Annotated in this window: 21 protein-coding genes; 12 read left to right on the top strand and 9 right to left on the bottom strand. The window is 62.6% G+C overall.

Annotated features, from left to right (window positions below):
• The 3 genes from kdgK (at position 1) to GCM43_RS06150 (ending at position 3,377) form a co-directional block, all read left to right on the top strand.
• Entirely contained in the window at positions 1 to 930 is a 930-nt protein-coding gene (gene kdgK, locus GCM43_RS06160) for a 2-dehydro-3-deoxygluconokinase (protein ID WP_152242651.1), read from the top strand.
• 59 nt (positions 931 to 989) lie between these two features.
• Positions 990 to 1,712, top strand: a complete 723-nt coding sequence (locus GCM43_RS06155) for a GntR family transcriptional regulator (RefSeq protein ID WP_226929344.1) — start codon at positions 990 to 992, stop codon at positions 1,710 to 1,712.
• Positions 1,713 to 1,826: 114 nt separating this feature from the next.
• Positions 1,827 to 3,377 (top strand): methyl-accepting chemotaxis protein, encoded by a 1,551-nt coding sequence (locus GCM43_RS06150; RefSeq protein WP_152242650.1) that lies wholly within the window; start codon positions 1,827 to 1,829, stop codon positions 3,375 to 3,377.
• 98 nt (positions 3,378 to 3,475) lie between these two features.
• On the opposite strand, the gene GCM43_RS06145 is transcribed toward GCM43_RS06150, so the two are convergent.
• Together GCM43_RS06145 and GCM43_RS06140 are read right to left on the bottom strand one after the other, a co-directional pair.
• Positions 3,476 to 4,684 (bottom strand): hypothetical protein, encoded by a 1,209-nt coding sequence (locus GCM43_RS06145; protein ID WP_152242649.1) that lies wholly within the window; start codon positions 4,682 to 4,684, stop codon positions 3,476 to 3,478.
• A gap of 88 nt (positions 4,685 to 4,772) precedes the next feature.
• Positions 4,773 to 5,657, bottom strand: a complete 885-nt coding sequence (locus GCM43_RS06140) for an HDOD domain-containing protein (RefSeq protein WP_152242947.1) — start codon at positions 5,655 to 5,657, stop codon at positions 4,773 to 4,775.
• 243 nt (positions 5,658 to 5,900) lie between these two features.
• Between GCM43_RS06140 and GCM43_RS06135 the strand changes: the two genes are divergently transcribed.
• Positions 5,901 to 6,482, top strand: coding sequence for a DNA-3-methyladenine glycosylase (locus tag GCM43_RS06135; protein WP_152242648.1), 582 nt, complete (start codon positions 5,901 to 5,903; stop codon positions 6,480 to 6,482).
• A 2-nt stretch (positions 6,483 to 6,484) separates the two neighbouring features.
• On the opposite strand, the gene GCM43_RS06130 is transcribed toward GCM43_RS06135, so the two are convergent.
• Both GCM43_RS06130 and GCM43_RS06125 read right to left on the bottom strand, forming a co-directional pair.
• On the bottom strand, positions 6,485 to 8,173 hold the full coding sequence (locus GCM43_RS06130; protein ID WP_152242647.1) for a methyl-accepting chemotaxis protein: 1,689 nt from the start codon (positions 8,171 to 8,173) through the stop codon (positions 6,485 to 6,487).
• 27 nt (positions 8,174 to 8,200) lie between these two features.
• Entirely contained in the window at positions 8,201 to 8,659 is a 459-nt protein-coding gene (locus tag GCM43_RS06125) for a cache domain-containing protein (RefSeq protein ID WP_152242646.1), read from the bottom strand.
• Between the two features lie 221 nt (positions 8,660 to 8,880).
• Between GCM43_RS06125 and GCM43_RS06120 the strand changes: the two genes are divergently transcribed.
• The 5 genes from GCM43_RS06120 to GCM43_RS06100 all read left to right on the top strand — a co-directional run bounded on the left by GCM43_RS06120 (position 8,881) and on the right by GCM43_RS06100 (position 14,583).
• Complete coding sequence (locus tag GCM43_RS06120; protein ID WP_226929343.1) at positions 8,881 to 10,254, top strand: KamA family radical SAM protein; 1,374 nt, start codon at positions 8,881 to 8,883, stop codon at positions 10,252 to 10,254.
• Positions 10,254 to 11,594, top strand: a complete 1,341-nt coding sequence (locus tag GCM43_RS06115) for an MFS transporter (protein WP_152242645.1) — start codon at positions 10,254 to 10,256, stop codon at positions 11,592 to 11,594. Before GCM43_RS06120 ends, GCM43_RS06115 begins: the two co-directional genes overlap by 1 nt.
• Positions 11,539 to 12,387, top strand: a complete 849-nt coding sequence (locus tag GCM43_RS06110) for a fumarylacetoacetate hydrolase family protein (protein ID WP_152242644.1) — start codon at positions 11,539 to 11,541, stop codon at positions 12,385 to 12,387. Before GCM43_RS06115 ends, GCM43_RS06110 begins: the two co-directional genes overlap by 56 nt.
• On the top strand, positions 12,387 to 12,944 hold the full coding sequence (locus tag GCM43_RS06105; protein ID WP_152242945.1) for a carboxymuconolactone decarboxylase family protein: 558 nt from the start codon (positions 12,387 to 12,389) through the stop codon (positions 12,942 to 12,944). Before GCM43_RS06110 ends, GCM43_RS06105 begins: the two co-directional genes overlap by 1 nt.
• A 91-nt stretch (positions 12,945 to 13,035) precedes the next feature.
• Positions 13,036 to 14,583 (top strand): S1C family serine protease, encoded by a 1,548-nt coding sequence (locus GCM43_RS06100; protein WP_226929342.1) that lies wholly within the window; start codon positions 13,036 to 13,038, stop codon positions 14,581 to 14,583.
• Here the strand turns inward: GCM43_RS06100 and GCM43_RS06095 are convergent.
• The 3 genes from GCM43_RS06095 to yjgA form a co-directional block, all read right to left on the bottom strand.
• Positions 14,580 to 15,248 carry an alpha/beta hydrolase gene (locus GCM43_RS06095; protein WP_152242643.1) on the bottom strand — a complete coding sequence of 223 codons (669 nt, stop codon included), beginning with the start codon at positions 15,246 to 15,248 and terminating at the stop codon, positions 14,580 to 14,582. The two genes, GCM43_RS06100 and GCM43_RS06095, sit on opposite strands and share 4 nt — an antisense overlap.
• Positions 15,245 to 15,874 carry a molybdopterin adenylyltransferase gene (gene mog, locus GCM43_RS06090; RefSeq protein ID WP_152242642.1) on the bottom strand — a complete coding sequence of 210 codons (630 nt, stop codon included), beginning with the start codon at positions 15,872 to 15,874 and terminating at the stop codon, positions 15,245 to 15,247. The genes GCM43_RS06095 and mog overlap by 4 nt, the downstream gene beginning before the upstream one ends.
• Positions 15,875 to 16,213: 339 nt before the next feature.
• The gene (gene yjgA / locus GCM43_RS06085) at positions 16,214 to 16,813 is read right to left on the bottom strand and encodes a ribosome biogenesis factor YjgA (RefSeq protein WP_152242641.1); all 600 of its coding nucleotides are present in this window, start codon (positions 16,811 to 16,813) and stop codon (positions 16,214 to 16,216) included.
• 92 nt (positions 16,814 to 16,905) lie between these two features.
• Between yjgA and pmbA the strand changes: the two genes are divergently transcribed.
• Positions 16,906 to 18,258 (top strand): metalloprotease PmbA, encoded by a 1,353-nt coding sequence (gene pmbA / locus GCM43_RS06080; RefSeq protein ID WP_152242640.1) that lies wholly within the window; start codon positions 16,906 to 16,908, stop codon positions 18,256 to 18,258.
• Positions 18,255 to 19,439, top strand: a complete 1,185-nt coding sequence (locus GCM43_RS06075; protein WP_152242639.1) for an aminotransferase class V-fold PLP-dependent enzyme — start codon at positions 18,255 to 18,257, stop codon at positions 19,437 to 19,439. Before pmbA ends, GCM43_RS06075 begins: the two co-directional genes overlap by 4 nt.
• 42 nt (positions 19,440 to 19,481) lie before the next feature.
• Here the strand turns inward: GCM43_RS06075 and GCM43_RS06070 are convergent, their stop codons facing one another.
• Together GCM43_RS06070 and paaX are read right to left on the bottom strand one after the other, a co-directional pair.
• The gene (locus GCM43_RS06070; RefSeq protein WP_152242638.1) at positions 19,482 to 20,606 is read right to left on the bottom strand and encodes a M14 family metallopeptidase; all 1,125 of its coding nucleotides are present in this window, start codon (positions 20,604 to 20,606) and stop codon (positions 19,482 to 19,484) included.
• 67 nt (positions 20,607 to 20,673) lie between these two features.
• Positions 20,674 to 21,621: a phenylacetic acid degradation operon negative regulatory protein PaaX gene (gene paaX, locus GCM43_RS06065; RefSeq protein WP_319636938.1), complete on the bottom strand. Its 948-nt coding sequence runs from the start codon at positions 21,619 to 21,621 to the stop codon at positions 20,674 to 20,676.
• A gap of 207 nt (positions 21,622 to 21,828) precedes the next feature.
• Between paaX and paaA the strand changes: the two genes are divergently transcribed.
• A complete protein-coding gene (paaA, locus tag GCM43_RS06060) occupies positions 21,829 to 22,818 on the top strand; it encodes a 1,2-phenylacetyl-CoA epoxidase subunit PaaA (RefSeq protein WP_152242637.1) in 990 nt (329 codons plus the stop codon).
• The last annotated feature ends 9 nt before the right edge of the window (positions 22,819 to 22,827 follow it).

Genomic DNA, 22,827 nt, shown 5'->3' with positions numbered 1-22,827 from the left:
GTGGCAGCACAAACTGTATTTGTGATCGGCGAATGCATGATCGAATTGCAGCGCGCAGGCGCAGCGCAGTCCATGGATTTCCGCTTCGGCGGCGATACCCTGAACGCGGCAGTCTATATGGCGCGCCTGGTCGACCCGCAAGCGCACACGATTGCCTATGTGACGGCGCTGGGCACGGACGGGCTGTCTGACGAAATGTGCGCCAGCTGGCAGCACGAAGGCATCGATACGCAGCCGGTGCAGCGCCTGGCAGACAAGCTGCCCGGCATGTACCTGATCGAAACCGATGCCTCGGGCGAGCGCCGCTTTCATTACTGGCGCAGCGACTCGGCCGCACGCCACTGGCTGCGCGGCCCGCAGGCCGGCGCCATTTTGGAGCAGCTCGCTGCTGCCAGCCATGTGTATTTGTCGGGCATCAGCCTGGCGATCCTGACCCCGGCTGACCGCGAGCTGCTGCTGTCCACGCTGGAACGCTGCCGCGCCAGCGGCGGCCAGATTATTTTCGATAATAATTACCGCCCCCGCCTTTGGGAAGGGGCGCAAGTGGCGGCCGATGTTTATCATCGGGTACTGTGCCTATCTGCGCTGGCGCTGCTGACGCTCGACGATGAAGAGGCGCTGCATGGCCCGGCATCGGTCGAGCAGGTGCTGGCGCGCACCAGCGCGCTGGGCGTGGCTGAAATCGTGCTCAAGCGCGGTGGCGAGCCGTGCATCGTCTGGCGCGATGGCCAGCAGCAGGCAGTGGCAGCGCCACCGGTGGCCAAGGTGGTCGACACCACGGCGGCCGGCGATTCATTTGGCGCCGCCTATGTTGCTGCCCGCCTGGCCGGCAAATCGCCGGCCGACGCAGCGCTGGCCGGGCATCGTCTGGCTGGTAGCGTGATCGGCCAGCGCGGCGCGATCATTGCGCGCGCGCTGATGCCGGCCTGACAAGCTGACAGGGTATGATGGATTGCCCTGTTTTTTAATCCATTTGACTTTGCGAGCCTATGAATCTGTCGTCCTCTCTTCCTCCAGCCGATAGCGAAACGGGCATCAGTGCCGCGCGCCGCGTGTATGGCTTGCTGCGCCAGCGCATCGTCGAGATGAGCATGCTGCCCGGTGCGCGCATCGTGGAGAAAGAGCTGGCCGAAGAACTGGGCACCAGTCGCACGCCCGTGCATGAAGCGGTGCAGCGGCTGGCCGACGAGGGCCTGATCGAAGTACTGCCGCGCGTGGGAACGTTTGTGGCGCGCATACCGCTCGATTCGCTCGAAGAGGCGATGCTGGTGCGCTGTGCGCTGGAGACGGCGATTATTGAAAAGGCGGCCGAACGCGCCACGCCGGAAGGCATCGAACGCCTGCGCGCCATCCTGGCCACCCAGGCCGAATGCATTGCCAACGACGACATCCGCGGCTTTCACCGCACCGACGAAGGCTTTCATGCGGCGCTGGCCGAATTGTCCGGCTATCCGGGCGTCTGGCCGATGATCCTGCAGGCCAAGACGCAAATGGACCGCTACCGCCAGCTGACGTTGCCACTGGCCGGACGCATGGCCGACGTGATGGCCGAACATAACGAAGTGATCGACGCGCTGGTTTCGGGCGATCCGCGCCAGGCGGTTGCCGCCATGCGCAGCCACCTTGACCATGTGCTGCCGGTACTGGAGATTACCCGCAAATTGCGGCCTGAATATTTCATGCCGCACCTTAATACCAAACCATTGCGCTAGCCGCCGCTGTATTGCCGCCATGCCCTGGGCGCCGCTCCCGTGCGCGCCCGGGGATTGTCACGCCTGTCGCCAGCGGCGCCGCTACGCTTGTCTGTCCCTGAAACAGGAGTCACGATGAAAGTGTCACACCGCCTTATCCTGCTGGTCGGCGCCGCATTGCTGGGCATGGCCATGCTGGGCGCCTACAGCCTGCGCAATCTGCACCAGGCACTGCTGCATGACCGCGAAGCGCAGATCGTCAATATGCTCAAGATGGGCGAACACCTGATTGCCCATTATCACGGCGAGGAGCTTGCCGGCCGGCTCACGCGCGAGCAGGCGCAGGCAGACGCCAAGGCCGCCCTCACGCAGCTCAACAATGATGGCAAGAGTTACTACTGGGCGCGCCTGCCCAATGGCCTGAACCTGGTGCATCCGAACCCGAAAAACATCGGCGTGATTGCCGAAGGTGAAACCATGGACGGCCGCCCCGATTCGCAGGCCTATATCGAAGCACTGTCGCACAGCGAAGTGGGGCTGGTGTCGGTCAAGAGCCGGCGCGACGGCAAGCTGATGGCGAAACTGAATGGCATCATTGCCTTCCAACCCTGGGGCTGGTGGCTGGGTACGGGCTTTTTCAATGACGATATCGAGCGCGTGTTCTGGCAGGCGGCAATGCAGTTTCTCGGCTTCTTCCTTGCCGCACTGGTGGTCATGCTGGCACTGGGCTGGCGCGTGATTCGCGCCGTGCTCGGTGCGCTGGGCGGCGAGCCAGCCTACGCCAGTGAAGTGACGCGGCGCATCGCCGGGCGCGACCTGTCGCAGCCTGTCGTGCTGCCTGCCGGCGGCGAGGCCAGCCTGCTGGGCAGCATCGCGCGCATGCAGCAGGACCTGGCCGGCACCGTGCGTCAGATCAGCGGCAATGCGGTAGCCATTGCCGCCGCCTCCAGCCAGATCGCCCATGGCAACCTGGACCTGTCGGCGCGCACCGAAGCGCAGGCCAGCGCGCTTGAGCAGACAGCCGCCTCGATGGAGGAACTGACCGGCGCCGTCAGCCACAATGCCGGCAATGCCCAGCAGGCCAGCAGCCTGGCTGGGGAAGCGTCGCACCTGGCCGAACAGGGCGGCGTGGTGGTGGCGCGCATGGTCGATACCATGGGCGCCATCGGCCAGTCGTCGGCGCGCATTGCCGACATCACATCGGTGATCGATTCGATTGCCTTCCAGACCAATATCCTGGCCCTGAATGCGGCCGTGGAAGCGGCGCGCGCCGGCGAACAGGGTCGCGGCTTTGCCGTGGTGGCAAGCGAGGTGCGCAACCTGGCGCAGCGCTCCAGCCAGGCCGCGAAGGAAATCAAGGAGCTGATTGGGACGTCCGTGACACAGGTGGCGCAGGGAGGCGAACTGGCGGGCCAGGCTGGCGAAGCGATGCAGCACGTCGTCGAGGGCATTGCCCGGGTCAGCACGCTGGTGCAGGAAATCAGCGCCGCTACCCATGAGCAAAGCGCCGGTATCGCCCAGGTCAACCAGGCCATCGTCAGCATGGACGACGTCACGCAGCAAAACGCGGCGCTGGTTGAAGAGGCGGCCGCCGCTGCACAGGCGATGCAGGAGCAGGCGCATCAGCTGTCGGAGCTGGTGCGCGAGTTCAAGCTGGAAGGGCAGGCTGGTCGTAGGTCGGATTAGCGGGGCAAAGCCCCGCGTAATCCGACAACATTGTTGGCGTCGGCGGTGTTGTCGGATTACGGCCCACAGGGCCTAATCCGACCTACGTGACATAGGGTTTAGTTCGGCGCATACGGCTGCACTTCCAGCGGGTTGCCGCTGGCGTCGAAGCGCAGTGCCACCGACAGCTGCGTGACGCCGATTGTGGCCAGCGCATCGCACACATCGTCCACTGCATCTTGCAGGTCCGCAGCCAGGTCGAGCGGCTTGTCGGCGCTGTGCAGCAGCGCGCCACCGGCGCTGTAGACATTGGCGCGCAGCAGCATCTCGCCATGGGCGTCGCACGGACCCACTACCACCGACACATCGCTGGCAGCGAGCTGGTTCTCCGCCAGCGCATGGTTAATGCCCGACATCATCTGCAGCATCGCATACTCGGCCATGCCTTGTTCCTTGGCGCCATGGAACAAATCCTGGTACAGGAAACTTACTTCCAGCGGCGCGCCGGCAGGAGCCAGGCAGCGTTTGACCAGCGGCGCCACCTCGGTGGTCCATTGCTGGTAGCGCGCCATGCGCGCGTCGAACCAGGCGTCGAGCGCTGCTTCTTCTTTCGGTTCGACATAGAAGGGATCGTCCAGCCGCTTCAGGGCAAAGCCCAGCAGGAAGCGCAGTTCGACCGCCGTGTCCTGCGCGCCAAAATCGGTCTGGCTCCAGCCAGCGATGCTGCGTTCCAGGCCTGGGGTAGCGGTGATTTTCTTGTCCGTCATCGAAGCCCAGGCATCGCGCACCATTTCGCTCAGGTGGCTGTAGGTAATGCGGTCGATTTCATCGATATCGTAGGCATGGCTGATCAGCACCACTTTGGCCTTGGCGCTTTCCAGCCCGGCTTTCTGGAAGCTTTGCACCAGCGCCTCGAACGCTGGCTGGTACTGGAAGGTCTCGGCTTGCTTCAGGCCGCCCGTGCTTTGCACCAGCAGCGGCACCACGAAGGCGTTGATTTCCATGGCCGGCGCGTTGTCGCGGCGGATTACCGTGACCGACGAGGCTTCCTCGATATGGCTGCGCAGGTATTGCCAGGCGCCGATATCTTCATCCTGGGCGCGCTCGATCGCTTCGTACAGCACTTCGTCTTTTTTCTGGTTCAGGCATTTGCGGATCAGGCGCTCGAATTCCACCGCCTGTTCGGCCAGCACCGTGCTTTGCGTGGCGCTGTCTTCCTGTTCGGCCAGATTGAGCGCCATGGTGGCCAGCATGCGCGTGACGGCGTCATCCTTGTCTTCGGGCGTATTGGACGATTTGCGGGGAACAGGGCGCTTGTTTTTAGGCATGGTAATGAAGGAAATGAACGACAAAGTGGAAAAAGGCGCCAGGTGTGACCCGGGCGCCAGCCGTCATGATACAGCAGGGCAGGACGGTCTATTGATCGGTGCCGAACATCTCGTGCAGTTCGTCGAGCAGGTCGGCGGTCTCTTCTTCGGACAGGCCCAGGTGCTGGCAGGCCAGTTCACCGCCCTTGTCCCACTCCAGCGAGGTGCTGTTGCCATGGTAGCGCTGTATGCCCTTTTCAGCCAGCAGCGACAGCGCCACCAGCGAGCGGATTGCGTCGTCGGTGGACGGATCTTCCAGCACGCTGTAGTCGTGGTGGTGCAGGATGGCCCAGGCCACATCGGACGACAGGCCCCAGTTGCGTGCCAGCAAGCAGCCAATGGCTGCATGGTTGGTCTGGTGGCGCGCGTCTTCGAGCGTGGTGAAGCAGTTGTCGGCGTCGTTGGCGGCCGCTGCATAGGTGTTCACGTAGTCGGGGAAGCGGCTCATCAGCAGCGGCACGCCGATATCGCAGAACAGGCCGAAGGTATGCGCGATATCGGGCGGAGCGATGCGCAGCTTGCGCGAGATAAACACCACCGCGCGCGCGCGCTTGGCCGAGACGTCCCAGAAATTGTTCAGCTCCACGCCTTCGGCGGCGAGCGCCTGGCGCGCCAGCAGGCCCGTCATCATGGCGCTGCACTGGTTAATGCCGAGAAAGTTGATGCCCTGTTCGACCGATTTGGCCTTGCGCGCTGCGCCATAAAACGGCGAATTGGCCAGTTTCAGCAAGGCGCCCGACATGCCCACGTCGTCGGCGATAATGCGTGCAATCTTGCGCGGCGACGGGTCCTGCTCGGCCATTTCGCGCTGCAGGTCGACCAGCAGGCTGGGCCGGGGAGGAATCCGGATGGAACGCATTAATGCATCGACCGCATCGACCGCATCGCCTGGCTCGGTCGTCGGCGCTGCTTTTTTCACTGCCGCTTTCATCATCATCTTTGCATCACCGGGTAGTTGTCGTATTACGCGTCGATGATTATCCCTGTTTATCCTTAGCAATAGTTTATTTCTGCAATAAATTAGGCAAGAAAACCCCGTTTCTGTCTTTCCAGTGCATTTTTTTAGCCATTTTTATATGATTGTAAAGTGCGATTGTATGGCTTTATCAACAATTTTTATATGTTTTTAATATGTATCGCTACGGTGCGCGCGAGGCTGCCACGTTACAATCGCCGCATGACGATCTTACTTGCAGGAATCGATTTCGGTGCCGATTCGGCCGTGGTGGCGCGCCAGCTGATTGGCGTGACGGTGCTGGTCAACGGCGTTGGCGGCCGCATCGTGGAAACCGAAGCATATGACCAGGCAGACGCGGCCTCGCATACGTTTGGCGGCATGACGCTGCGTAACGCCGCCATGTTCGGCCCGCCTGCGCACGCCTATGTCTACCGTTCCTACGGCATCCACTGGTGCCTCAATTTTGTCTGCCGCGAGGCCGGCCATGGCGCCGGCGTGCTGATCCGCGCCATCGAGCCGACGCATGGACTCGATATCATGCGCGCGCGGCGCGGTGTCGATGATGTGCGCCTGCTGTGTTCGGGGCCGGGCAAGCTGTGCCAGGCAATCGGCGTGACCCACGCCAACAATGGCATGGCGCTCGACGCGCCGCCGTTCACCCTGCTGGCACGCGCCAGCGAGGAAGGGGAAGTGGCGGTGCAGGCCGGCCCGCGCATCGGCATATCCAAGGCGATGGAAACGCCGTGGCGCTTTGTGCTGGCTGGTTCGCGCTATCTGAGCAAGCCCATGCGCGCCAACTGAACTCAGCCGCTGCGTGCCATGCCGCGCTGGCCACGGGCGCCCGCCATGCCGCGCAGCGGACTGTTGGGTGCCCGTCGCTCCGCTTGCGCTGCCGGCTCGCGGAAGCCGGCCTCGCTTGCCGGCGGCAACGGTGTCGGGGTGGCCGGCCGGTCCAGCGTAAACACCGCCACGGCGCCAGATAAGGTCACCGCCTGCTCCTGCAGGCTCGCTGCGGCCGCGGCCGCCTGTTCCACCAGCGCGGCATTTTGCTGCGTCACATCATCCATCTGCGACACCGCCAGGTTCACCTCCGTAATGCCCGCAGCCTGCTCGGCGCTGGCCGCCTGCACGCGCTGTATCATGTCGTTGACCTGCTGCACCGACGCCACGATGGCTGCCATGCTGTCGCCGGCCTGCTGCACCGCCACGCTGCCGCCGTCGATGGTGGCGACCGACGTGGCAATCAGGGTCTTGATCTCGCGGGCAGCCGATGCCGAGCGCTGCGCCAGCGTGCGCACTTCGGCCGCCACCACCGCAAAGCCGCGTCCCTGCTCGCCGGCGCGCGCCGCCTCGACAGCGGCATTGAGGGCCAGGATATTGGTCTGGAACGAGATGGCGTCGATCACGCCGATGATATCGACGATCTGGCGCGAATTGCTGCGGATGGTGGCCATGCTGCCGACCGCCTCGGCCATCGCCTGGCCACCTTGAACCGCCAGCGCGGAAGCCTGGCCGGCCAGCTCGCCGGCGCGCCGCGCATTGTCGGCGTTATGGTTGACCGCGCCGGTCAGCGTGGCCATGGCGCTGGCCGTTTCTTCGAGCGAGCTGGCCTGCATTTCAGTGCGCGCCGACAGGTCCATATTGCCCACCGCAATTTCACGCGAGGCCGTATCGATTGACTGGACCGACGACAGGATCGTGCGCAAGGTCTGGTTCAGCCTGGCAATGCACTGGTCGAGCACGCGCGCCGTGCCGGCAATCTCGTCGCGGCCCTGGCCGGGCTGGCCACGGCTCAGATTGCCAGCCGCCAGGTGCCCGACGGCCTGGCCGATGGCCTGAATCTGGCGCAGCATGGCGCGTCGCACCAGCGCCGTCACGCAGACCGAGGCGGCAATCGAAAACAGCACGCTGGCCAGCATGGCCCAGCCCAGCGTGCGAAATTCGGCGCCGGCGGCCAGATGCGCGCTGCCGGCCAGTTGCTTTTCCAGTGCCGACAGCCGGCTTAGCTGGCCGTTGAGCTGGCCGAACTGCGCTTCGGCCTTGATCATCGAGTTGGCGGCGATCGACAGGTCGGCCTGCGCCATTTCCATGGTTTCCTCGACTTTTTTGCGGTAGCCGTCCAGCAAGGTAGCCGCCGCATCGACCAGCGCCAGTTCGTCGCCGGCGGCAGTGGCGCGCAGCCGCTTCAGTTGCTGCGCGATGGCGGCGTGGCGTTGCCGGATCTGCTGCTCGAGCGCGGCCAGGCGCTCGCGGGCAAAACTGCCGTTGGTCCACGACAGCAGCTGGTAGATGTGGGCGTGCACCAACCTGGCTTCGCCGGCCACGTCGAGCGCCGCCTGCTGATGCGCCATGCGCACCTGCACCATGTTTTCCATCGATGCATTCTGGCGCACCATGCCGTGCCAGGCGCTGGCCGAACTCAGTATCAGCAGCAGCAGGACCAGCGCGGGCGCCAGCAGCAGCTTGGGGCCGATGCGTAATTTGTCGAGCATATGTCCTCCGGGCTGGAAAGTGACGGCTTACTTCTTGTAGATGCCCGCTTCGAGCACCACGTCGTTGACGCGCAGGATATAAGTGGTCTTCGGTTCGATCTTGCCGCTGACCGGGTTCTTGTACTGGTAGTCGACCCAGCCCTTGCCGTGCTTTTGCGCCAGCTCGATGATTTCGCGGCGGTATTTCTTGCCGTTCGCGTCCGGTACGTCGGTCAGGTCCTTGCCGACGATGGACGGGTTGACCGGGTGGGCGAGCACGATGCCGGTCTTGATGTCGCGCATGTCCACATACAGTTCGCCTTGCAGAAATTGCGGGTCTTTGGCGCTGATTTTCTTCATCATTTCTTCCTTGCCATGCGCCTTGATAAAGGCGGCGCCGCGCTCGGCCATGGCAATCGCATCTTTTTCGGTCGGCTCCATGGCGGCCTGGGCCTGGGCGGCTGCCAGGCAGGCAAGGAGAGCGGTGGTGGTCAGCAGGCGTTTCATGATGGCGTCCTTTGCGTGGGTTGGGTGAGAAGAACCAACTGTACGTCGATGATGCCAATAGGAAATTGCGATTGCACAAGGTTGGTCTTGCCTGAGTGCAGCGTTATTGACGCAATCAGGCTTGGTGATCTTCACGGACACGCTTGTTGATTTATGGTAATTTCCTTGCCGGCGCAGGCACTACGCTGGTGTTTTCCAACTGACCCCACCACGGAGCCGCCATGCCACAGCCAGTCCACGATATGCCCTTGCTGCCAGCCAGGTTCAAACCCTATACGCGACAGACCATCGGCCAGGCGCGACAATGGGAGTGGCTGTCCGAAGCGCAGCGCGAAGAAGTGCAGGTGGTCTCGCACGTCATGCCATTTCGCACCAATGAATATGTGCTCGACCGCCTGATCGACTGGAACAATATTCCCGACGACCCGATCTACCGGCTGGTGTTTCCGCACCGCGACATGCTGGCGCCCGAACAGTACGGGCAACTGCGCGCGCTGCTGCAGGAGGGTGAGCCGGCTGCCATCGAGGCCTGCGTGCGCGCCATCCGCCACGGCATGAATCCGCATCCGGCCGGCCAGATGACGCACAATGTGCCGCAGCAGGGCGGCGTGCCGCTGCGCGGCCTGCAGCACAAATACGATCAGACCGTGCTGTTTTTCCCCAGCGCCGGCCAGACCTGCCACGCGTATTGCACCTTCTGCTTTCGCTGGCCGCAGTTTGTCGGCATGGACGACATGAAGTTCGATGCGCGCGGGTCTGGCGAACTGGTGGCTTACCTGCAGCACCACCGCGAGGTGACTGATGTGCTGGTCACCGGTGGCGACCCGATGATCATGAACGCGCGCCAGCTGGCGGCCTACCTGGAGCCGCTGCTCGATCCGTCGCTGGCGCATATCCAGAATATCCGCATCGGCACCAAGGCCGTGGCGTACTGGCCGCAGCGCTTTGTGTCGGACCGCGATGCCGACGATCTGCTGCGATTGTTCGAGCGTATCGTCCAGGCGGGCAAGAACCTGGCCATCATGGGCCACTACAGCCACGCCGTCGAACTGCGCCAGGAAATTGCCCAGCAGGCGCTCAAGCGCATCGTCGGTACCGGCGCCACCTTGCGCATGCAGGGCCCGTTGATCCGCCATATCAACGAAGACCCGAAAAGCTGGGCCGAGTTGTGGCAGACGGGCACGCGGCTGGGTGCGATTCCCTACTATATGTTTGTCGAGCGCGATACCGGCCCCCATGCCTATTTCAGCCTGCCGCTGGCCAGGGCCCACGCGATTTTCCAGGCCGCTTACCAGATGGTGTCGGGCCTGTCGCGCACCGTGCGCGGCCCGTCGATGAGCGCTTTTCCTGGCAAGATACTGATCGATGGCGTAGTCGAGATTGCCGGTGAAAAATTGTTTGCGCTGCAGTTTTTGCAGGCGAGAAATCCGGACTGGGTACGCCGTCCCTTCTATGCAAAGTTTGATGCAAACGCAACCTGGCTCGATGAACTCAAGCCAGCCTTTGGCCAGGAAAAGTTCTTTTTTGAACTCGATCAGCCGGTGCCCGATATCCCGGCCGTCCACAAAGTTATTCGCCTGGCCCAGGCTGCCTGATGGCGTCGTCCAGCCTGGCGCCGCGCTCGCCGCTGGCGGTGTTTGCGCTGGTGTTCCTGCCGTTCGCGCTCGGCCACTATCTGTCGTGCCTGCTGCGCGCGATCAACGCGGTATTGACGGCCCAGTTGCTCGGTTCGGTAGCGCTGACGCCATCCCAGCTGGGCTTGCTGACCAGCGTTTTTTTCGTGGCCTTTGCACTGGTGCAGCTGCCGATCGGCATGGCGCTTGACCGTTATGGTGCGTCGCGCGTGCAGTGCTGGCTGATGCTGGTGGCGGCGCTGGGCATCTGGCTGTTTGGCCGCAGCCACAGCTTTGCCGAACTGCTGTGGGCGCGCGCGCTGATGGGAGCCGGGCTGGGCGGCTGTTTCATGGCGGCCGTCAAGGCTGTTTCAGGCGCAGTGGCGCCGGCGCGCCTGCCGTCGGTGCATGGCTATCTGATTGCCGCAGGCGGCCTGGGCGCTGCCACGGCTACGTTGCCGGTCAGGCTGGCGCTCGCCTACACCGACTGGCGCGGCCTGTTTGCCGCGCTGGCGCTGGCGGTGCTTGCTTGCGCCCTGCTGATCCGCGTGCTGGCGCCGGCTGCGGCACCGCCGGTTGCCGGCGCGTCGCAGGGCAGCCTGCGGGCCGTCTGTCGCGACCGGGCGTTTCGCCGCACCGTGTCGCTGATGCTGTTGCCGCACAGCGTGTTTTTCGGCCTGCAGGGCTTGTGGCTGGGGCGCTGGCTCAGCGACGTCGGCGGTTATGACGACGCGGCGGTCGCCTATCTGCTGTACCTGGGCATGGCGGCCGTGATCTTCGGCGCCATCGCGGTGGGCATGCTGGCGCAGTGGGCGGCGCGGCGCGGCATGGCGCCGTTGCAGCTGGCCGCCATCGGCCTGACGCTGTTTGTTGCCGTGCAGTTTGCCATGGCCTGCAACAGCCGGCCCAGCCTGCCATTGCTGTCGGTGCTGTTTGTCCTGCTGGGCACGGTGGCGGGGCTGGACTACGCCATTGTGGCGCAAAGCCTGCCGCCCGGCCTGACCGGACGCGCCGCCACCTGCCTGAACCTGCTGATCTTTACCGGTGCTTTTGTGGTGCAGGCCGGCTTTGGCCTGGTGCTTGGCTGCTGGCCCGTCAATGCGCTGCACCAGTATCCGCCGCAGGCCTACAGTGCGGCGTTTGGCGTGCTGGCGGCGCTGCAAGTACCCGGTCTTCTGCTGTTTTTCATCGGCCGCCACAGGCGTGCCGGGCCATCCGGTAAAATGATGGCCTGCACTGCGGCAATGATCAACTCCAAGGAAGACTATGAAACTCGTTCGCTATGGACGTCCAGGCAAGGAAAAACCAGGCCTGATCGATGAAGAAGGCAAACTGCGCGACCTGTCCGGCATCGTGGCCGATATCGACGGCGCGATCCTGTCCGACAAGGCGCTGCGCAAGCTGGCCAAGGTCGATGAAAAAACCTTGCCGCTGGTACGCGGTAATCCGCGCTTTGGCGTGCCGCTGGCCAGGGTCGGCAAGTTCATCGGCATCGGCCTGAACTACGCCGACCATGCGGCCGAATCGAATATGCCGATTCCGCTTGAACCCATCGTGTTCATGAAAGCCATTACCTGCCTCAATGGCCCGGACGATCAGATCGTGCTGCCGAAAGGCTCGAAAAAGACCGACTGGGAAGTTGAACTGGGCGTGGTGGTGGGAACGCGCGCGCAATACGTGAGCGAAGAAGACGCCCTCAAATACGTAGCCGGCTATTGCGTGGTCAACGACGTGTCCGAGCGTTCCTACCAGCTCGAACGCGGCGGCACCTGGGACAAGGGCAAGGGCTGCGACACCTTCGGTCCGGTCGGCCCGTGGCTGGTCACGCGCGATGAAGTGATCGACGAGCAGAATCTGGACCTGTACCTGGAAGTCAATGGCAAGCGCATGCAAACGGGCAATACGCAAACCATGATCTTCCCGGTTGCAAAAATCATCAGCTACCTGTCTCAGTTCATGACGCTCGAACCGGGCGACATTATCGCTACCGGTACGCCGCCCGGCGTAGGCCAGGGGCGCAAGCCGCAGCGCTTCCTGAAAAAGGGCGACACCATTCGCCTGGGCATCGCCGGCCTGGGCGAACAGCAGCAGGATGTGGTGGCTTGGTCCGCGTAATGGCGCAGGACCGCCTGCCGCCGCTCGAGCACGCGCAGCTGAACCAGCAGCAGCGCGTGGCGGCGCAGGCGATTATCGACGGCCCGCGCGGTGCGCTGTACGGGCCGTTCGTGCCGCTGATCCGCAGCCCCGAGCTGATGGAAGCGGCCCAGCGCATGGGCGAATACCTGCGCTACCGCAGCGCCATCGGCACGCGCCTGTCCGAACTGGCTATCCTGGTGACGGCGCGGCAATGGAACCAGCAGGTCGAGTGGGCCATCCACGCGCCGCTGGCCGCGCAGAACGGGATTGCGCCAGAGGCCATCGCGGCCATTGCGCAGCGCCAGTTGCCTGCCGGGCTCCAGCCGGACGAGCAGGCCGTGCATGACTTTTGCCTTGAACTGCAGCAGCACAAGCGCGTTAGCGACGCCACCTACGCACGCGCGCTGGCGCTGTTCGGCGAGCACGGCGTGGTTGACCTGATGGGCATCAATGGCTATTACACCTTTCTGGCGATGGTGATGAACGGTGCGCAGACAGCAACGCCGGAGCTGGGCGTGGCGCCGCTGCCAGAGTAAGTGTGGCTGCCGGACCAATGATGGACAAAGTGTAATTTTTGCAGATATTGCGCAATATATACTTTATTTTCCATTAACTGCCCGTCGAATCATGAAAACTCGTGCTTGCCAGACCCTGATGGGCCGCGCCTTGCTGGCGTTGGCCCTTTTTCCTTTGATGATGGTGCACGCGGTTGCTGCCGAAGCCGCCACTGCCAGTGCGTCGGCGCTCGACAACTCGGTGGTCAAGGTATTTGCCACGCTGCGCCGTCCCGATCCGTACAAGCCGTGGAGCAAGGCCGCGCCGCAGTCGGTCACCGGTTCTGGCGTGGTGATCGAAGGCCACCGCATCCTGACCAATGCGCATATGGTCGGCTACGCCAGCCAGGTGCAGATCCTGGCCAATGGCTCGGGCGACAAGCTCGACGCTACCGTGCTGGCCATTTCGCCAGGCATGGATCTGGCTTTGCTCAAGGTCAATGACGACAGTTTTTTCGATACCCACAAACCGCTGGCGCGCGCCAATGTGCTGCCGGATGTGCGCGACGCCGTGATGGCCTACGGCTACCCGGTGGGCGGCACCTCGCTGTCGATTACCAAGGGCATCGTCTCGCGCATCGAGTTCGTGCATTACAACTATCCGGTGTCGGGCCTGCGCATCCAGATCGATGCGGCGATCAATCCCGGCAACAGCGGCGGCGCCGTGATTGCCGGCGACAAGATGATCGGCCTGGCGTACGCCACCGGCACCAATGTGCAGAATATGGGCTTTATTATTCCCAACGAGGAAATCGAATTGTTCCTGCGCGACCAGGAAAGCGGTGCGCCCAAGGGCAAGCCGGCACTGTTCGACTTTACGCAAACGCTGGAAAACCCGGCCCTGCGCAGCTATCTGAAGCTGGGCAAGAATGTCGAGGGCGCGATGGTGCAGACGCCGGCCAGCAAGGACCCGGCCTATCCGCTCAAGGAGTGGGATGTGATCACGAAAATTGGTGATTATCCGGTCGATAACCAGGGCATGGTCAAGCTCAACGCCAACAGCCGTGTGCGTTTCCAGTACCGTGTGCAGCAGGTGGCCAGGGATGGCCAGTTGCCTCTGACGGTAATACGCAATGGCGACAGCATGAAGATCAATGTACCCGTTTCGGCGTCGCGCCCGATGTTGATTCCCGGCCTGCACGGCGACTATCCGTCCTACTTTATTCTCGGCCCGATGGTATTTACCCGCGCCACCACCGATTTCATGACGGTGCCTAATAGCAACCCAGCCATCCTGACAGGCATGGGCTTTGCCGGCAATCCACTGGTCACCAAACGCGGCGATGCACCCGATGCCCAGCGTGAGGAACTGGTGGTGATTTCCTCGCCATTCTTTCCCCATCCCCTGATGAACGGCTACGGCACGCGCTTTTTCTCGGTGCTGTATTCCGTCAATGGCGTGCCGGTGCGCAGCCTCGCGCATCTGGTAGCGCTGCTGCGTGACCAGACCGACGAGATGCTGACGTTCCGCTTCGAGCAGCGCGACGCTGAAACCGTGGTAGTGCCGCGCAAGGCCATGCTGGCGGCGACCGAAGCGGTGCTGGCGGACAACGGCATCCGTTCGGAAGCGTCGCCCGACATGCTGAAAATCTGGAATGAAAATAAGCCGGCGACCAACTAGGCCAGCACTTTTTTCAACCAGGCGCCGATATCGTTGATTTCTTCCTGGCACAGGGAATGCTGCATGCGGTAGGTATGCCACTCGACCTGGTAGCCCATGCCGGTCAGCAAATCGCGCGACTGTTCGGCGCGCGCGATTTGCACCACCGGGTCGGCCACGCCGTGCGCCATGAACACTGGCGTATTCAGGCTGGCCGGAGTGCGCTCGGCAGCGGTTTTGTCGGCCAGCGGCAGATAGCCCGACAGGCACATCAGGCCGGCCAGCGCTTCAGGGTGGCGCAGGCCGGTCTGCAGCGTCATCGCGCAGCCTTGCGAGAAGCCGGCCAGGATGATCTTGCTAGCTGGAATGCCGCGCGCTTTTTCACGCGCAATCAGCGCTTCGATCTGCGCCTGCGAGGCGCGCAGGCCGTTTTCATCTTCGCGGCGTACCAGGTCACTGACCAGGATGTCGTACCAGGCGCGCATCACATAGCCGTTGTTGATGGTCACGGGCATGGTGCCGGCGCTTGGGAAGATAAAACGGATACCCGGGCAGCCGCGCAGGTCGAGTTCCTTGACCAGCGGCACGAAGTCATTGCCATCGGCGCCCAGGCCGTGCATCCAGATAATCGAGACGGTCGGGTTCGGTGCGCTGTCGAGTTCGATGGTTTCCAGCAAGGTGCTCATGGTTTTTCCTCAGGGAGTGGTTGCGCCGGACGCAGCGCGGATTTGGGGCGGAAGGCCTTGCAGATAGCCGGGTCGGTTTCCATGTACGGGCCGCCGATCAGGTCGATACAATACGGCACGGCGGCAAAGATGCCGTTGACCAGTTGCTTGCCTTCAGCGTCTTTCAGCCCTTCGAGGGTTTCCTTGATGGCCTTGGGCTGGCCTGGGAGGTTCATGATCAGGCAGGCGCGTTCCGGCGTTTCACGGATCACGGCCACCTGGCGCGACAGGATGGCGGTCGGCACGAACTGCAGGCTGATCTGGCGCATCTGTTCGCCAAAGCCCGGCATTTCCTTGCTGCCAACAGCCAGCGTGGCGTCGGGCGTCACATCGCGCCGCGCCGGACCGGTGCCGCCGGTGGTCAGGATCAGATGGCAATGGCTGAGGTCGACCATGTCGATCAGCGTGTTTTCAATCTGCGAGCGCTCGTCGGGAATCAGGCGCTTTTCCAGGCGGAACGGCGTGCGCAAGGCGGCCGACAGCCAGCTTTCCAGCGCGGGGATGCCCTGGTCTTCATATACGCCGCCGCTGGCGCGGTCGGAGATCGACACCAGGCCGATAATCAGTTCGTCTTCGATAGTGGTCATGGGTAGTTTTTCCGTGGCGTAATAAAGGGTGCAGGCCCTGATGCCGTCAAGTTAAGCTTTTTCAGGCATTGAAATGCGCAAGGCGAAAATGGCGGGCCAGAGTCGCGAGCCTGAGAAAATGCCGACAGCCGTGGTGTTGTCGGGTTACGCCCTGCGGGCTAACCCGACCTACGCCTTGCCCTCGACATTTTTCAGGCCCGCTTGGCCCGGAGCTCCCTTGCTGGCGACTGAAGGGGCCTCACCTTTTGTGGTGTGCTTGCGGAGCTGGGACGCTAATTTAGTTAGCGATATTAGGGGCAGACCCTCTGGGTCGACCCCCGGCTGCTTCAAGGAGTGGTATTACTCTTCCTCTTGCTCGCCGTCTTCTTCATCGTCAGCATCATTCTTGCCGCCAGCCTGCTTTTTGGCGACTTGTTTCAGGATCTGGAAGATTTCACGGTAGGCTTTCGGTGGCTTGTTCTCGGCCTGTTCCTTGCGTGCATTGCGGATCAGGGTGCGCAGTTGCTGCACGTCCAGTTCCGGGTTTTCCTGCAGCAAGACGGTCAGCGCGCTGTCGTCGGCCAGCAGCTTGTCGCGGCGGCGTTCGATGGCGTGCAGGGCGGCCGTGTCGGCTTTCGACAAGCCTTTCCAGCTGTCGATGGTGCGCTGGATGATCGCCACTTCTTCTTCGTCGAGCGTGCGCATTTTCTTGCCGATAAACTGAATCTGGCGGCGGCGGCCTTCGTGATTGCTGATGTTCTGGCATGCCAGGATGGCGTCGCGCACGTCTTCGGGCATCGGCACGCGCTTGACGCGGTCGCGCGGTTCGTTGACCAGGTCTTCACCCAGCTTTTGCAATTCGTTCGACTGGCGTTTGAGTTCTGTCTTCGACGGACGCTCATATTCCTGTTCGAATTCGGAGGATTGGAAGCCGCAAGCTCCCCGGTTTGGATTTGGCATGATAAGGCGGGATTGGCCTCGCTGGCCGCACCTGTAAACTGTAAACGACTGCTATGATAACCTTTTTAGCGGCTTTCCGAAGAAATCAGCGCATGGATGACCCCGTTTTTACCCACAGTCAAGAGCAATTGAAACAACTGGCGCACGATGTGTTGTCTTTTGCGCGCAAGGCTGGTGGCAGCGAGGCGGTGGTGGATTTCAGCGAAGGCAGCGGCCTGTCGGTTTCTGTACGAAAAGGCAAGATCGAGACCATCGAACAGAACCGCGACAAGGGCATGGGCGTGACGGTGTTTGTCGGCAACAAGCGCGGCAATGCCAGCACGTCCGACTTTTCTCCCAGGGCGCTGCGCGCCACCGTCGAGGCCGCCTGCAATATCGCCCGTTTTACGGCTGACGACGCTTGCGCCAGCCTGCCCGAAACCGAATTGCTGGAAACGGCGCCGCGCGACCTGCAGCTGTTTTATCCATGGCGCATCTCGACCGAAGAGGCGGTGGTGCTGGCGCAGCGCGCCGAAGCGGCCGGCTTTGCGGTCGACCCGCGCGTGAGCAACAGCGAAGGCGCCAGCGTGCATGTGCAGCACTCGCATTTCGTGTCGGCCAATTCGCGCGGCTTTATCGGCGGCTATCCGTATTCGCGCCATGGCCTGTCGGTGGCAATGATTGCTGGCAAAGGGGCGAAAATGCAGCGCGACGACTGGTATTGCTCGGTACGCGACGCAGCCACCATGGCCACCCCCGAAGCCATCGGGCGCTACGCTGCCGAGCGCGCATTGGCGCGCCTGAACGCGCGCCAGCTCGGTACGCGCACCTGCCCGGTGCTGTTCGAGGCACCGCTGGCGATAGGCTTATTGGGTGCCTATGTGCTGGCCACCTCGGGTGGCGCGCTGTATCACAAGGCCAGTTTTCTCAACGACTCGCTCGGCACCCAGGTATTGCCCGAGCATCTGCAGATCCATGAAGACCCGCATGTGATCGGCGGCGTCGGCTCGGCCCCGTTCGATGACGAGGGCGTGAAAACCACACCGCGCCAGGTGGTCAGCAATGGCGTGGTGCAGGGCTACTTTCTGTCGACCTACACGGCGCGCAAGCTCGGCATGCAGACCACCGGCAATGCCGGTGGCTCGCATAATCTCTCTCTGACCTCAACCCGGACAGCGCCCGGCGACGACTTCGTTGCCATGCTGAAAAAGCTGAACACTGGCCTGCTGGTCACCGAGCTGATGGGGCAGGGTACCAACTACATGACCGGCGACTATTCGCGTGGCGCTTCGGGCTACTGGGTGGAAAATGGCGTGATCCAGTATCCGGTCGAGGAAATCACGATCGCAGGCAATATGAAAGACATGCTGCGCCATATCGTCGCTGTCGGCAGCGATGTGATGCGACGCGGTACCAAATCAACAGGTTCAATTTTGCTGGAGAGCATGGTGGTGGCGGGCACATGACAATCGCAACGGATGAAGCCTACTGGCAACAAATTGCCGCACAATACGAGCTGACGCAGGACGTGGTCATGCTCGACAACGGTTACTGGGGTTCCATGAGCAAGACCGTGCTCGCGCATTACCAGCAGCAGCTCGAGGTGGTCAACCGCGACAACGCCTGGTATGCGCGCAAACGTTTCCCCGCCGACTTTGAAGCGGCGCGCGCGGCAGCCGCCGCAGCGCTGGGCGTGGGCATCGATGAACTGGTGCTGACGCGCTGCGCCACCGAGTCGATGCAGATACTGCTTGCCGGCTACAACCGCCTGCAGCCGGGCGACACCGTGCTTGTTGCCGATATCGACTACGACAATATGATCACGGTCATGCGCTGGCTCGAGCAGCGCCGCGGCGTGCAGGTGGTGTCGATCAGCATGCCCGAGCCATTTTCCCATGATGGCGTGCTGGCCGCCTACGCCGAGGCCATCGAGCGTCATCCGGCGCTGAAAATGATGTTGCTCACGCACGTCAACCATCGCAATGGCATGGTGCTGCCGGTGGCGCAGATCAGCCAGATGGCGCGTGCGCGCGGCATCGATGTGATCGTCGACACAGCGCATGGCTTCGGCCAGCTGGACCTGACCATTCCCGACCTGCAGGTGGACTTTGCCGGCATCAACCTGCACAAGTGGATCGGCGCGCCCGTGGGCGTGGCGGCGATCTATATCCGGCGCGGCCGGCTGGCCGATATCGATGCCTATATGGGCGATGCATCCGGTGACGATATCAGTACGCGCGTGCATACGGGTACGGTCAACTTTGCCGCCTACCTTACCTTGCCGGTGGCGCTGGCAGCGCATGCGCAAATCGGCGTGGCGAGCAAGCAGGCGCGCTTGCAGCTGCTGCGCAACCGCTGGGTGGAGCCTGCGCGCGAGATCGCCGGCATCGAGGTGCTGGCGTCAAGCGATGTGCGCCTGAGCAGCGCGATAGCCTCTTTCCGCGTCAAAGGCAAGACCAGCATGGCCGACAATATGGCCCTGTCGGAGCAGCTTGAAGCGCAGCACGGCATCTACGTGGTGCCGCGCGGCGGCCTGGCCGGCGGCGCCTGCCTGCGCGTCACACCCGGCATCTTTACGCCGCCGTCGCATCTGGACAAGCTGGTCGCAGCCCTGCGCCAGATCGCACCGGTCTGTAGGTCGGATTAGGCCCTCCGGGCCGTAATCCGACACCACCGTACATCCCGCTACTTACCCGCGCAGCGTCGCCAGAATCGGCTGCAACACCGCCGCACCCAGCGCCGCGCTGCGCGCACCGCTCCAGCCCGTTTGCGGGTCAGGATCGTTGGCGTTGTCCTTGAACGGCAGTTCCAGCGTCAGCGACAGGCAGCCGAAGGCGTGGGTGATATGGGGCGAGCCCATGGTCAGCACTTCCGGCGTGAAAGGGCCGTCTTCATAGCCGTAGACGTCCTGGAAGTCGGGGCTGGCCACCTTGAAGTCGGCAATAAAGCGGTCCTGCTCGGCTTTTTGCGCCGGCGTGAAGTTTTCCAGTGCATCGCTGCCGGCCACGAATACATACGGCAGGCCTTCGTCGCCATGTACATCGAGGAACAGGTCGCAACCGATTTCATGCATCTTCTGTTTGACCAGGAATACTTCCGGGCTGCGCTCCATGGTAGGCGTCATCCACTCGCGGTTCAGATTGGCGCCAGCCGCGTTAGTGCGCAGGTTGCCATGTACCGAGCCGTCCGGATTCATGTTCGGCACCACATAAAACACCGCGTCCTGCAGGCACTGGCGGGCAAACGGGTTGGCCTGGTCGAGCAGCGCTTCGAGCATCCCTTCGACAAACCACTCTGCCATGGTTTCACCAGGATGCTGGCGAGCAATCACCCAGACTTTTTTCTCGGCATCGGCGTCGCCGACTACCAGCAGGTTCATGTCGCGCCCTTCGATGGTGCTGCCCAGGTCGACCAGGCGCACCAGCGGCGAAGCCTGGGCGCTGTCGATCAGCGCCAGGTGGCGGTCCCATGGGTACGGCTCGAAGTAGGCGTAGTACACGCTTTCTTCTTCCGGCGTATGCTCGATGGTCATCACCGTGCCGTCATAGCTGGTCGGCACGCGGAACCAGGTTTCACGGTCATAGCTGGCCACGGCCTGGTAGTCTTTCCAGCCATCAGGGTAGGCCGACTTGCCGGCGTTCATGAAGCGCAGCTTGCACGCTTCGCCCTGTGCGCCTTGCAGGCGGAAATAGAACCACTGGGTAATGTCGGCGTGCGAGTCCTTGCGGATATTCAGTTCGATCGACTGCGCATCATCGGCGCGCAGCACTTCAATGGCGCCGGCGTCGAATTGTTGGCTGATTTTGATGGTCATGGTTGTTCCTGGTAAAAACAAATGGGGTTTGCATCGTGTGCAATGGCGCGATGATACGCGCTTTGCCTCACCCGTCCAACCCGCCGAAGCGCTCGTAAAACCATGGCGCCAGGCCAGCGGCCTGCGCATCTTCGCGCTGCAGGGTGGCCAGGATATGTTCTTCGGCCGCCCTGTAGGTCAGCCGGTACAGCGCGCGCGCCAGCGCGTAGGCCTGGGTGCCAGGCCACGGCTCGGGCAGCAGTTCGACCGGCAGTTGCGGGTCGTGCAGCTGCACGCGGCGGTAGGCGTGCGTCAGCAGCGAGCGGATCACGAACGCCTGTTCGGCGTCCATCTGTGGCGCTTGTTCCAGCAGCGTCAGCAGTGGCTGGAAGCGGGCGATGAATTTTTCATAGCCGGCCATCACTTCGGACAGGTCCCAGCATTCGCCGACCAGTTCGCGTAGCGGGCGCGTGCTGGTGCCGGGCAGCTCGGTGCTGTGGCAAACATACAGTTTTCCCTGCACGCCGTTGCGCACGATGATGTCTTCCAGCGCATCGGCGTTGCTGGCCGGATGGCCGAAGATGCCGGGCGCCACCAGCCCATAGCCTGCCCACAGCAGCTCCTTGCGCAGCGCACCGCGTTCGGCCGCGCTGATATTGCCGGCCGCGCCGATGACGAAGGTCCAACTGCCGTCCCAGTGCGCCACCAGCGGTGCGTAGATGCGGCGGTAGGCGCGCTCGAAGCGGGCCAGCGAGGGCGGATTGATGGTGTAGGCACTGCGCCGGCCATCGCGTTGTGAAATCAGCCAGCCTTCCTGCGCCAGGCGAAACACGCTGGTACGCAGCAAGCGGTCGTTGACGCCGAACGGCGCCAGCAGGTCGATCAGGCTGCCCAGCCAGATGGTGCCGCCGCGCGGCACGATGGCGTCGCCAAAAATGGTCATCACCAGCGACTTCGAGCGCGGCGGGTCACTGGCAAGGAAATCGGTGATCCATGTGCTGCAAGCGGTGTTCTTCATCGGGTCCTGGTCTGGCATGTTTTTCTGAAAGACAGCAGTTTACTTTGCCATGTGCCGGGGCATGGACTATTTTTTACCATCATACGCCCAATAAAGGAACATAAGATACGGATTTATGAAATGATTCAAATCAAGTGTATGCAAATCGTTTTATGTATCGTATTATCCGTTTATCGCTTTGCGCCAGCCGCAGGCACATGCAACCACAGACATGGGAGATGCATCATGTACGCACAAATGGTTGAAACCGGCCTGAAAAATGTCCGCTCCATCGATGACATGGGCCAGGACGAGCGCGCCTTCCAGGCACGCATCGACGAAGGCATCAAGATCGAGGCCAAGGACTGGATGCCGGACGCTTACCGCAAGACGCTGATCCGCCAGATTTCGCAGCACGCCCATTCGGAAATCGTTGGTCAGTTGCCTGAAGGTAACTGGGTCACGCGGGCGCCGACCCTCAAGCGCAAGTCGATCCTGCTGGCCAAGATCCAGGATGAAGCAGGCCACGGCCTGTATCTGTACAGCGCCGCCGAAACGCTGGGCGTATCGCGCGACGAACTGCTGGCGGCCCTGCATTCTGGCAAAGCCAAATATTCGAGCATCTTCAATTACCCGACCCTGTCATGGGCCGATATGGGCGCCATCGGCTGGCTGGTCGACGGCTCGGCCATCATCAATCAGATTCCGCTGTGCCGCTGCTCGTACGGCCCGTATGCGCGCGCCATGATCCGCGTCTGCAAGGAAGAGTCGTTCCATGCACGCCAGGGCTACGACATCATGATGTCGCTGTGCAAGGGCACGCCGGAACAAAAGGCCATGGCGCAGGATGCGCTGAACCGCTGGTGGTGGCCGTCGCTGATGATGTTCGGCCCGTCCGATGCGGCCTCGGTCAACAGCGCGCAGTCGGCGCAGTGGCGCATCAAGCTGTTTTCCAATGACGAACTGCGCCAGCGCATGGTCGACCAGACCGTGCCGCAGATCGAATATCTGGGCTTGACCGTGCCCGATCCCGACCTGAAATTCAATGCCGAGACGGGCCACTATGAATTCGGCGAAATCGACTGGTCCGAGTTCAACAACGTATTGAAGGGCAACGGCCCATGCAACCGCGAACGCCTGCAGACCCGCGTCAAGGCTTACGAAGACGGTGAATGGTTCCGCGACGCCCTGGTAGCGTATGCAGACAAGCAAGCCGAAAAACAAGCGGCAGCCTGATTATAAAAA

The sequence above is a fragment of the Janthinobacterium aquaticum genome, assembly GCF_009208565.1.
Classification (GTDB): domain Bacteria; phylum Pseudomonadota; class Gammaproteobacteria; order Burkholderiales; family Burkholderiaceae_D; genus Janthinobacterium.
The sequence above is the reverse complement of the archived record's forward strand: the minus strand, read 5'-3'. Positions and strand labels throughout refer to the sequence as shown.

Coding starts and splice junctions, on each gene's coding strand:
- paaA (WP_152242637.1), top strand. CDS start 21,829: ATGTACGCACAAATGGTTGAAACCGGCCTGAAAAATGTCCGCTCCATC.
- GCM43_RS06070 (WP_152242638.1), bottom strand. CDS start 20,606: ATGACCATCAAAATCAGCCAACAATTCGACGCCGGCGCCATTGAAGTG.
- mog (WP_152242642.1), bottom strand. CDS start 15,874: ATGACCACTATCGAAGACGAACTGATTATCGGCCTGGTGTCGATCTCC.
- pmbA (WP_152242640.1), top strand. CDS start 16,906: ATGGATGACCCCGTTTTTACCCACAGTCAAGAGCAATTGAAACAACTG.
- GCM43_RS06135 (WP_152242648.1), top strand. CDS start 5,901: ATGACGATCTTACTTGCAGGAATCGATTTCGGTGCCGATTCGGCCGTG.
- GCM43_RS06075 (WP_152242639.1), top strand. CDS start 18,255: ATGACAATCGCAACGGATGAAGCCTACTGGCAACAAATTGCCGCACAA.
- yjgA (WP_152242641.1), bottom strand. CDS start 16,813: ATGCCAAATCCAAACCGGGGAGCTTGCGGCTTCCAATCCTCCGAATTC.
- GCM43_RS06095 (WP_152242643.1), bottom strand. CDS start 15,248: ATGAGCACCTTGCTGGAAACCATCGAACTCGACAGCGCACCGAACCCG.
- GCM43_RS06130 (WP_152242647.1), bottom strand. CDS start 8,173: ATGCTCGACAAATTACGCATCGGCCCCAAGCTGCTGCTGGCGCCCGCG.
- GCM43_RS06120 (WP_226929343.1), top strand. CDS start 8,881: ATGCCACAGCCAGTCCACGATATGCCCTTGCTGCCAGCCAGGTTCAAA.
- GCM43_RS06105 (WP_152242945.1), top strand. CDS start 12,387: ATGGCGCAGGACCGCCTGCCGCCGCTCGAGCACGCGCAGCTGAACCAG.
- GCM43_RS06150 (WP_152242650.1), top strand. CDS start 1,827: ATGAAAGTGTCACACCGCCTTATCCTGCTGGTCGGCGCCGCATTGCTG.
- GCM43_RS06125 (WP_152242646.1), bottom strand. CDS start 8,659: ATGAAACGCCTGCTGACCACCACCGCTCTCCTTGCCTGCCTGGCAGCC.
- GCM43_RS06140 (WP_152242947.1), bottom strand. CDS start 5,657: ATGATGAAAGCGGCAGTGAAAAAAGCAGCGCCGACGACCGAGCCAGGC.
- paaX (WP_319636938.1), bottom strand. CDS start 21,621: ATGCCAGACCAGGACCCGATGAAGAACACCGCTTGCAGCACATGGATC.
- GCM43_RS06110 (WP_152242644.1), top strand. CDS start 11,539: ATGAAACTCGTTCGCTATGGACGTCCAGGCAAGGAAAAACCAGGCCTG.
- GCM43_RS06100 (WP_226929342.1), top strand. CDS start 13,036: ATGAAAACTCGTGCTTGCCAGACCCTGATGGGCCGCGCCTTGCTGGCG.
- GCM43_RS06145 (WP_152242649.1), bottom strand. CDS start 4,684: ATGCCTAAAAACAAGCGCCCTGTTCCCCGCAAATCGTCCAATACGCCC.
- GCM43_RS06155 (WP_226929344.1), top strand. CDS start 990: ATGAATCTGTCGTCCTCTCTTCCTCCAGCCGATAGCGAAACGGGCATC.
- GCM43_RS06115 (WP_152242645.1), top strand. CDS start 10,254: ATGGCGTCGTCCAGCCTGGCGCCGCGCTCGCCGCTGGCGGTGTTTGCG.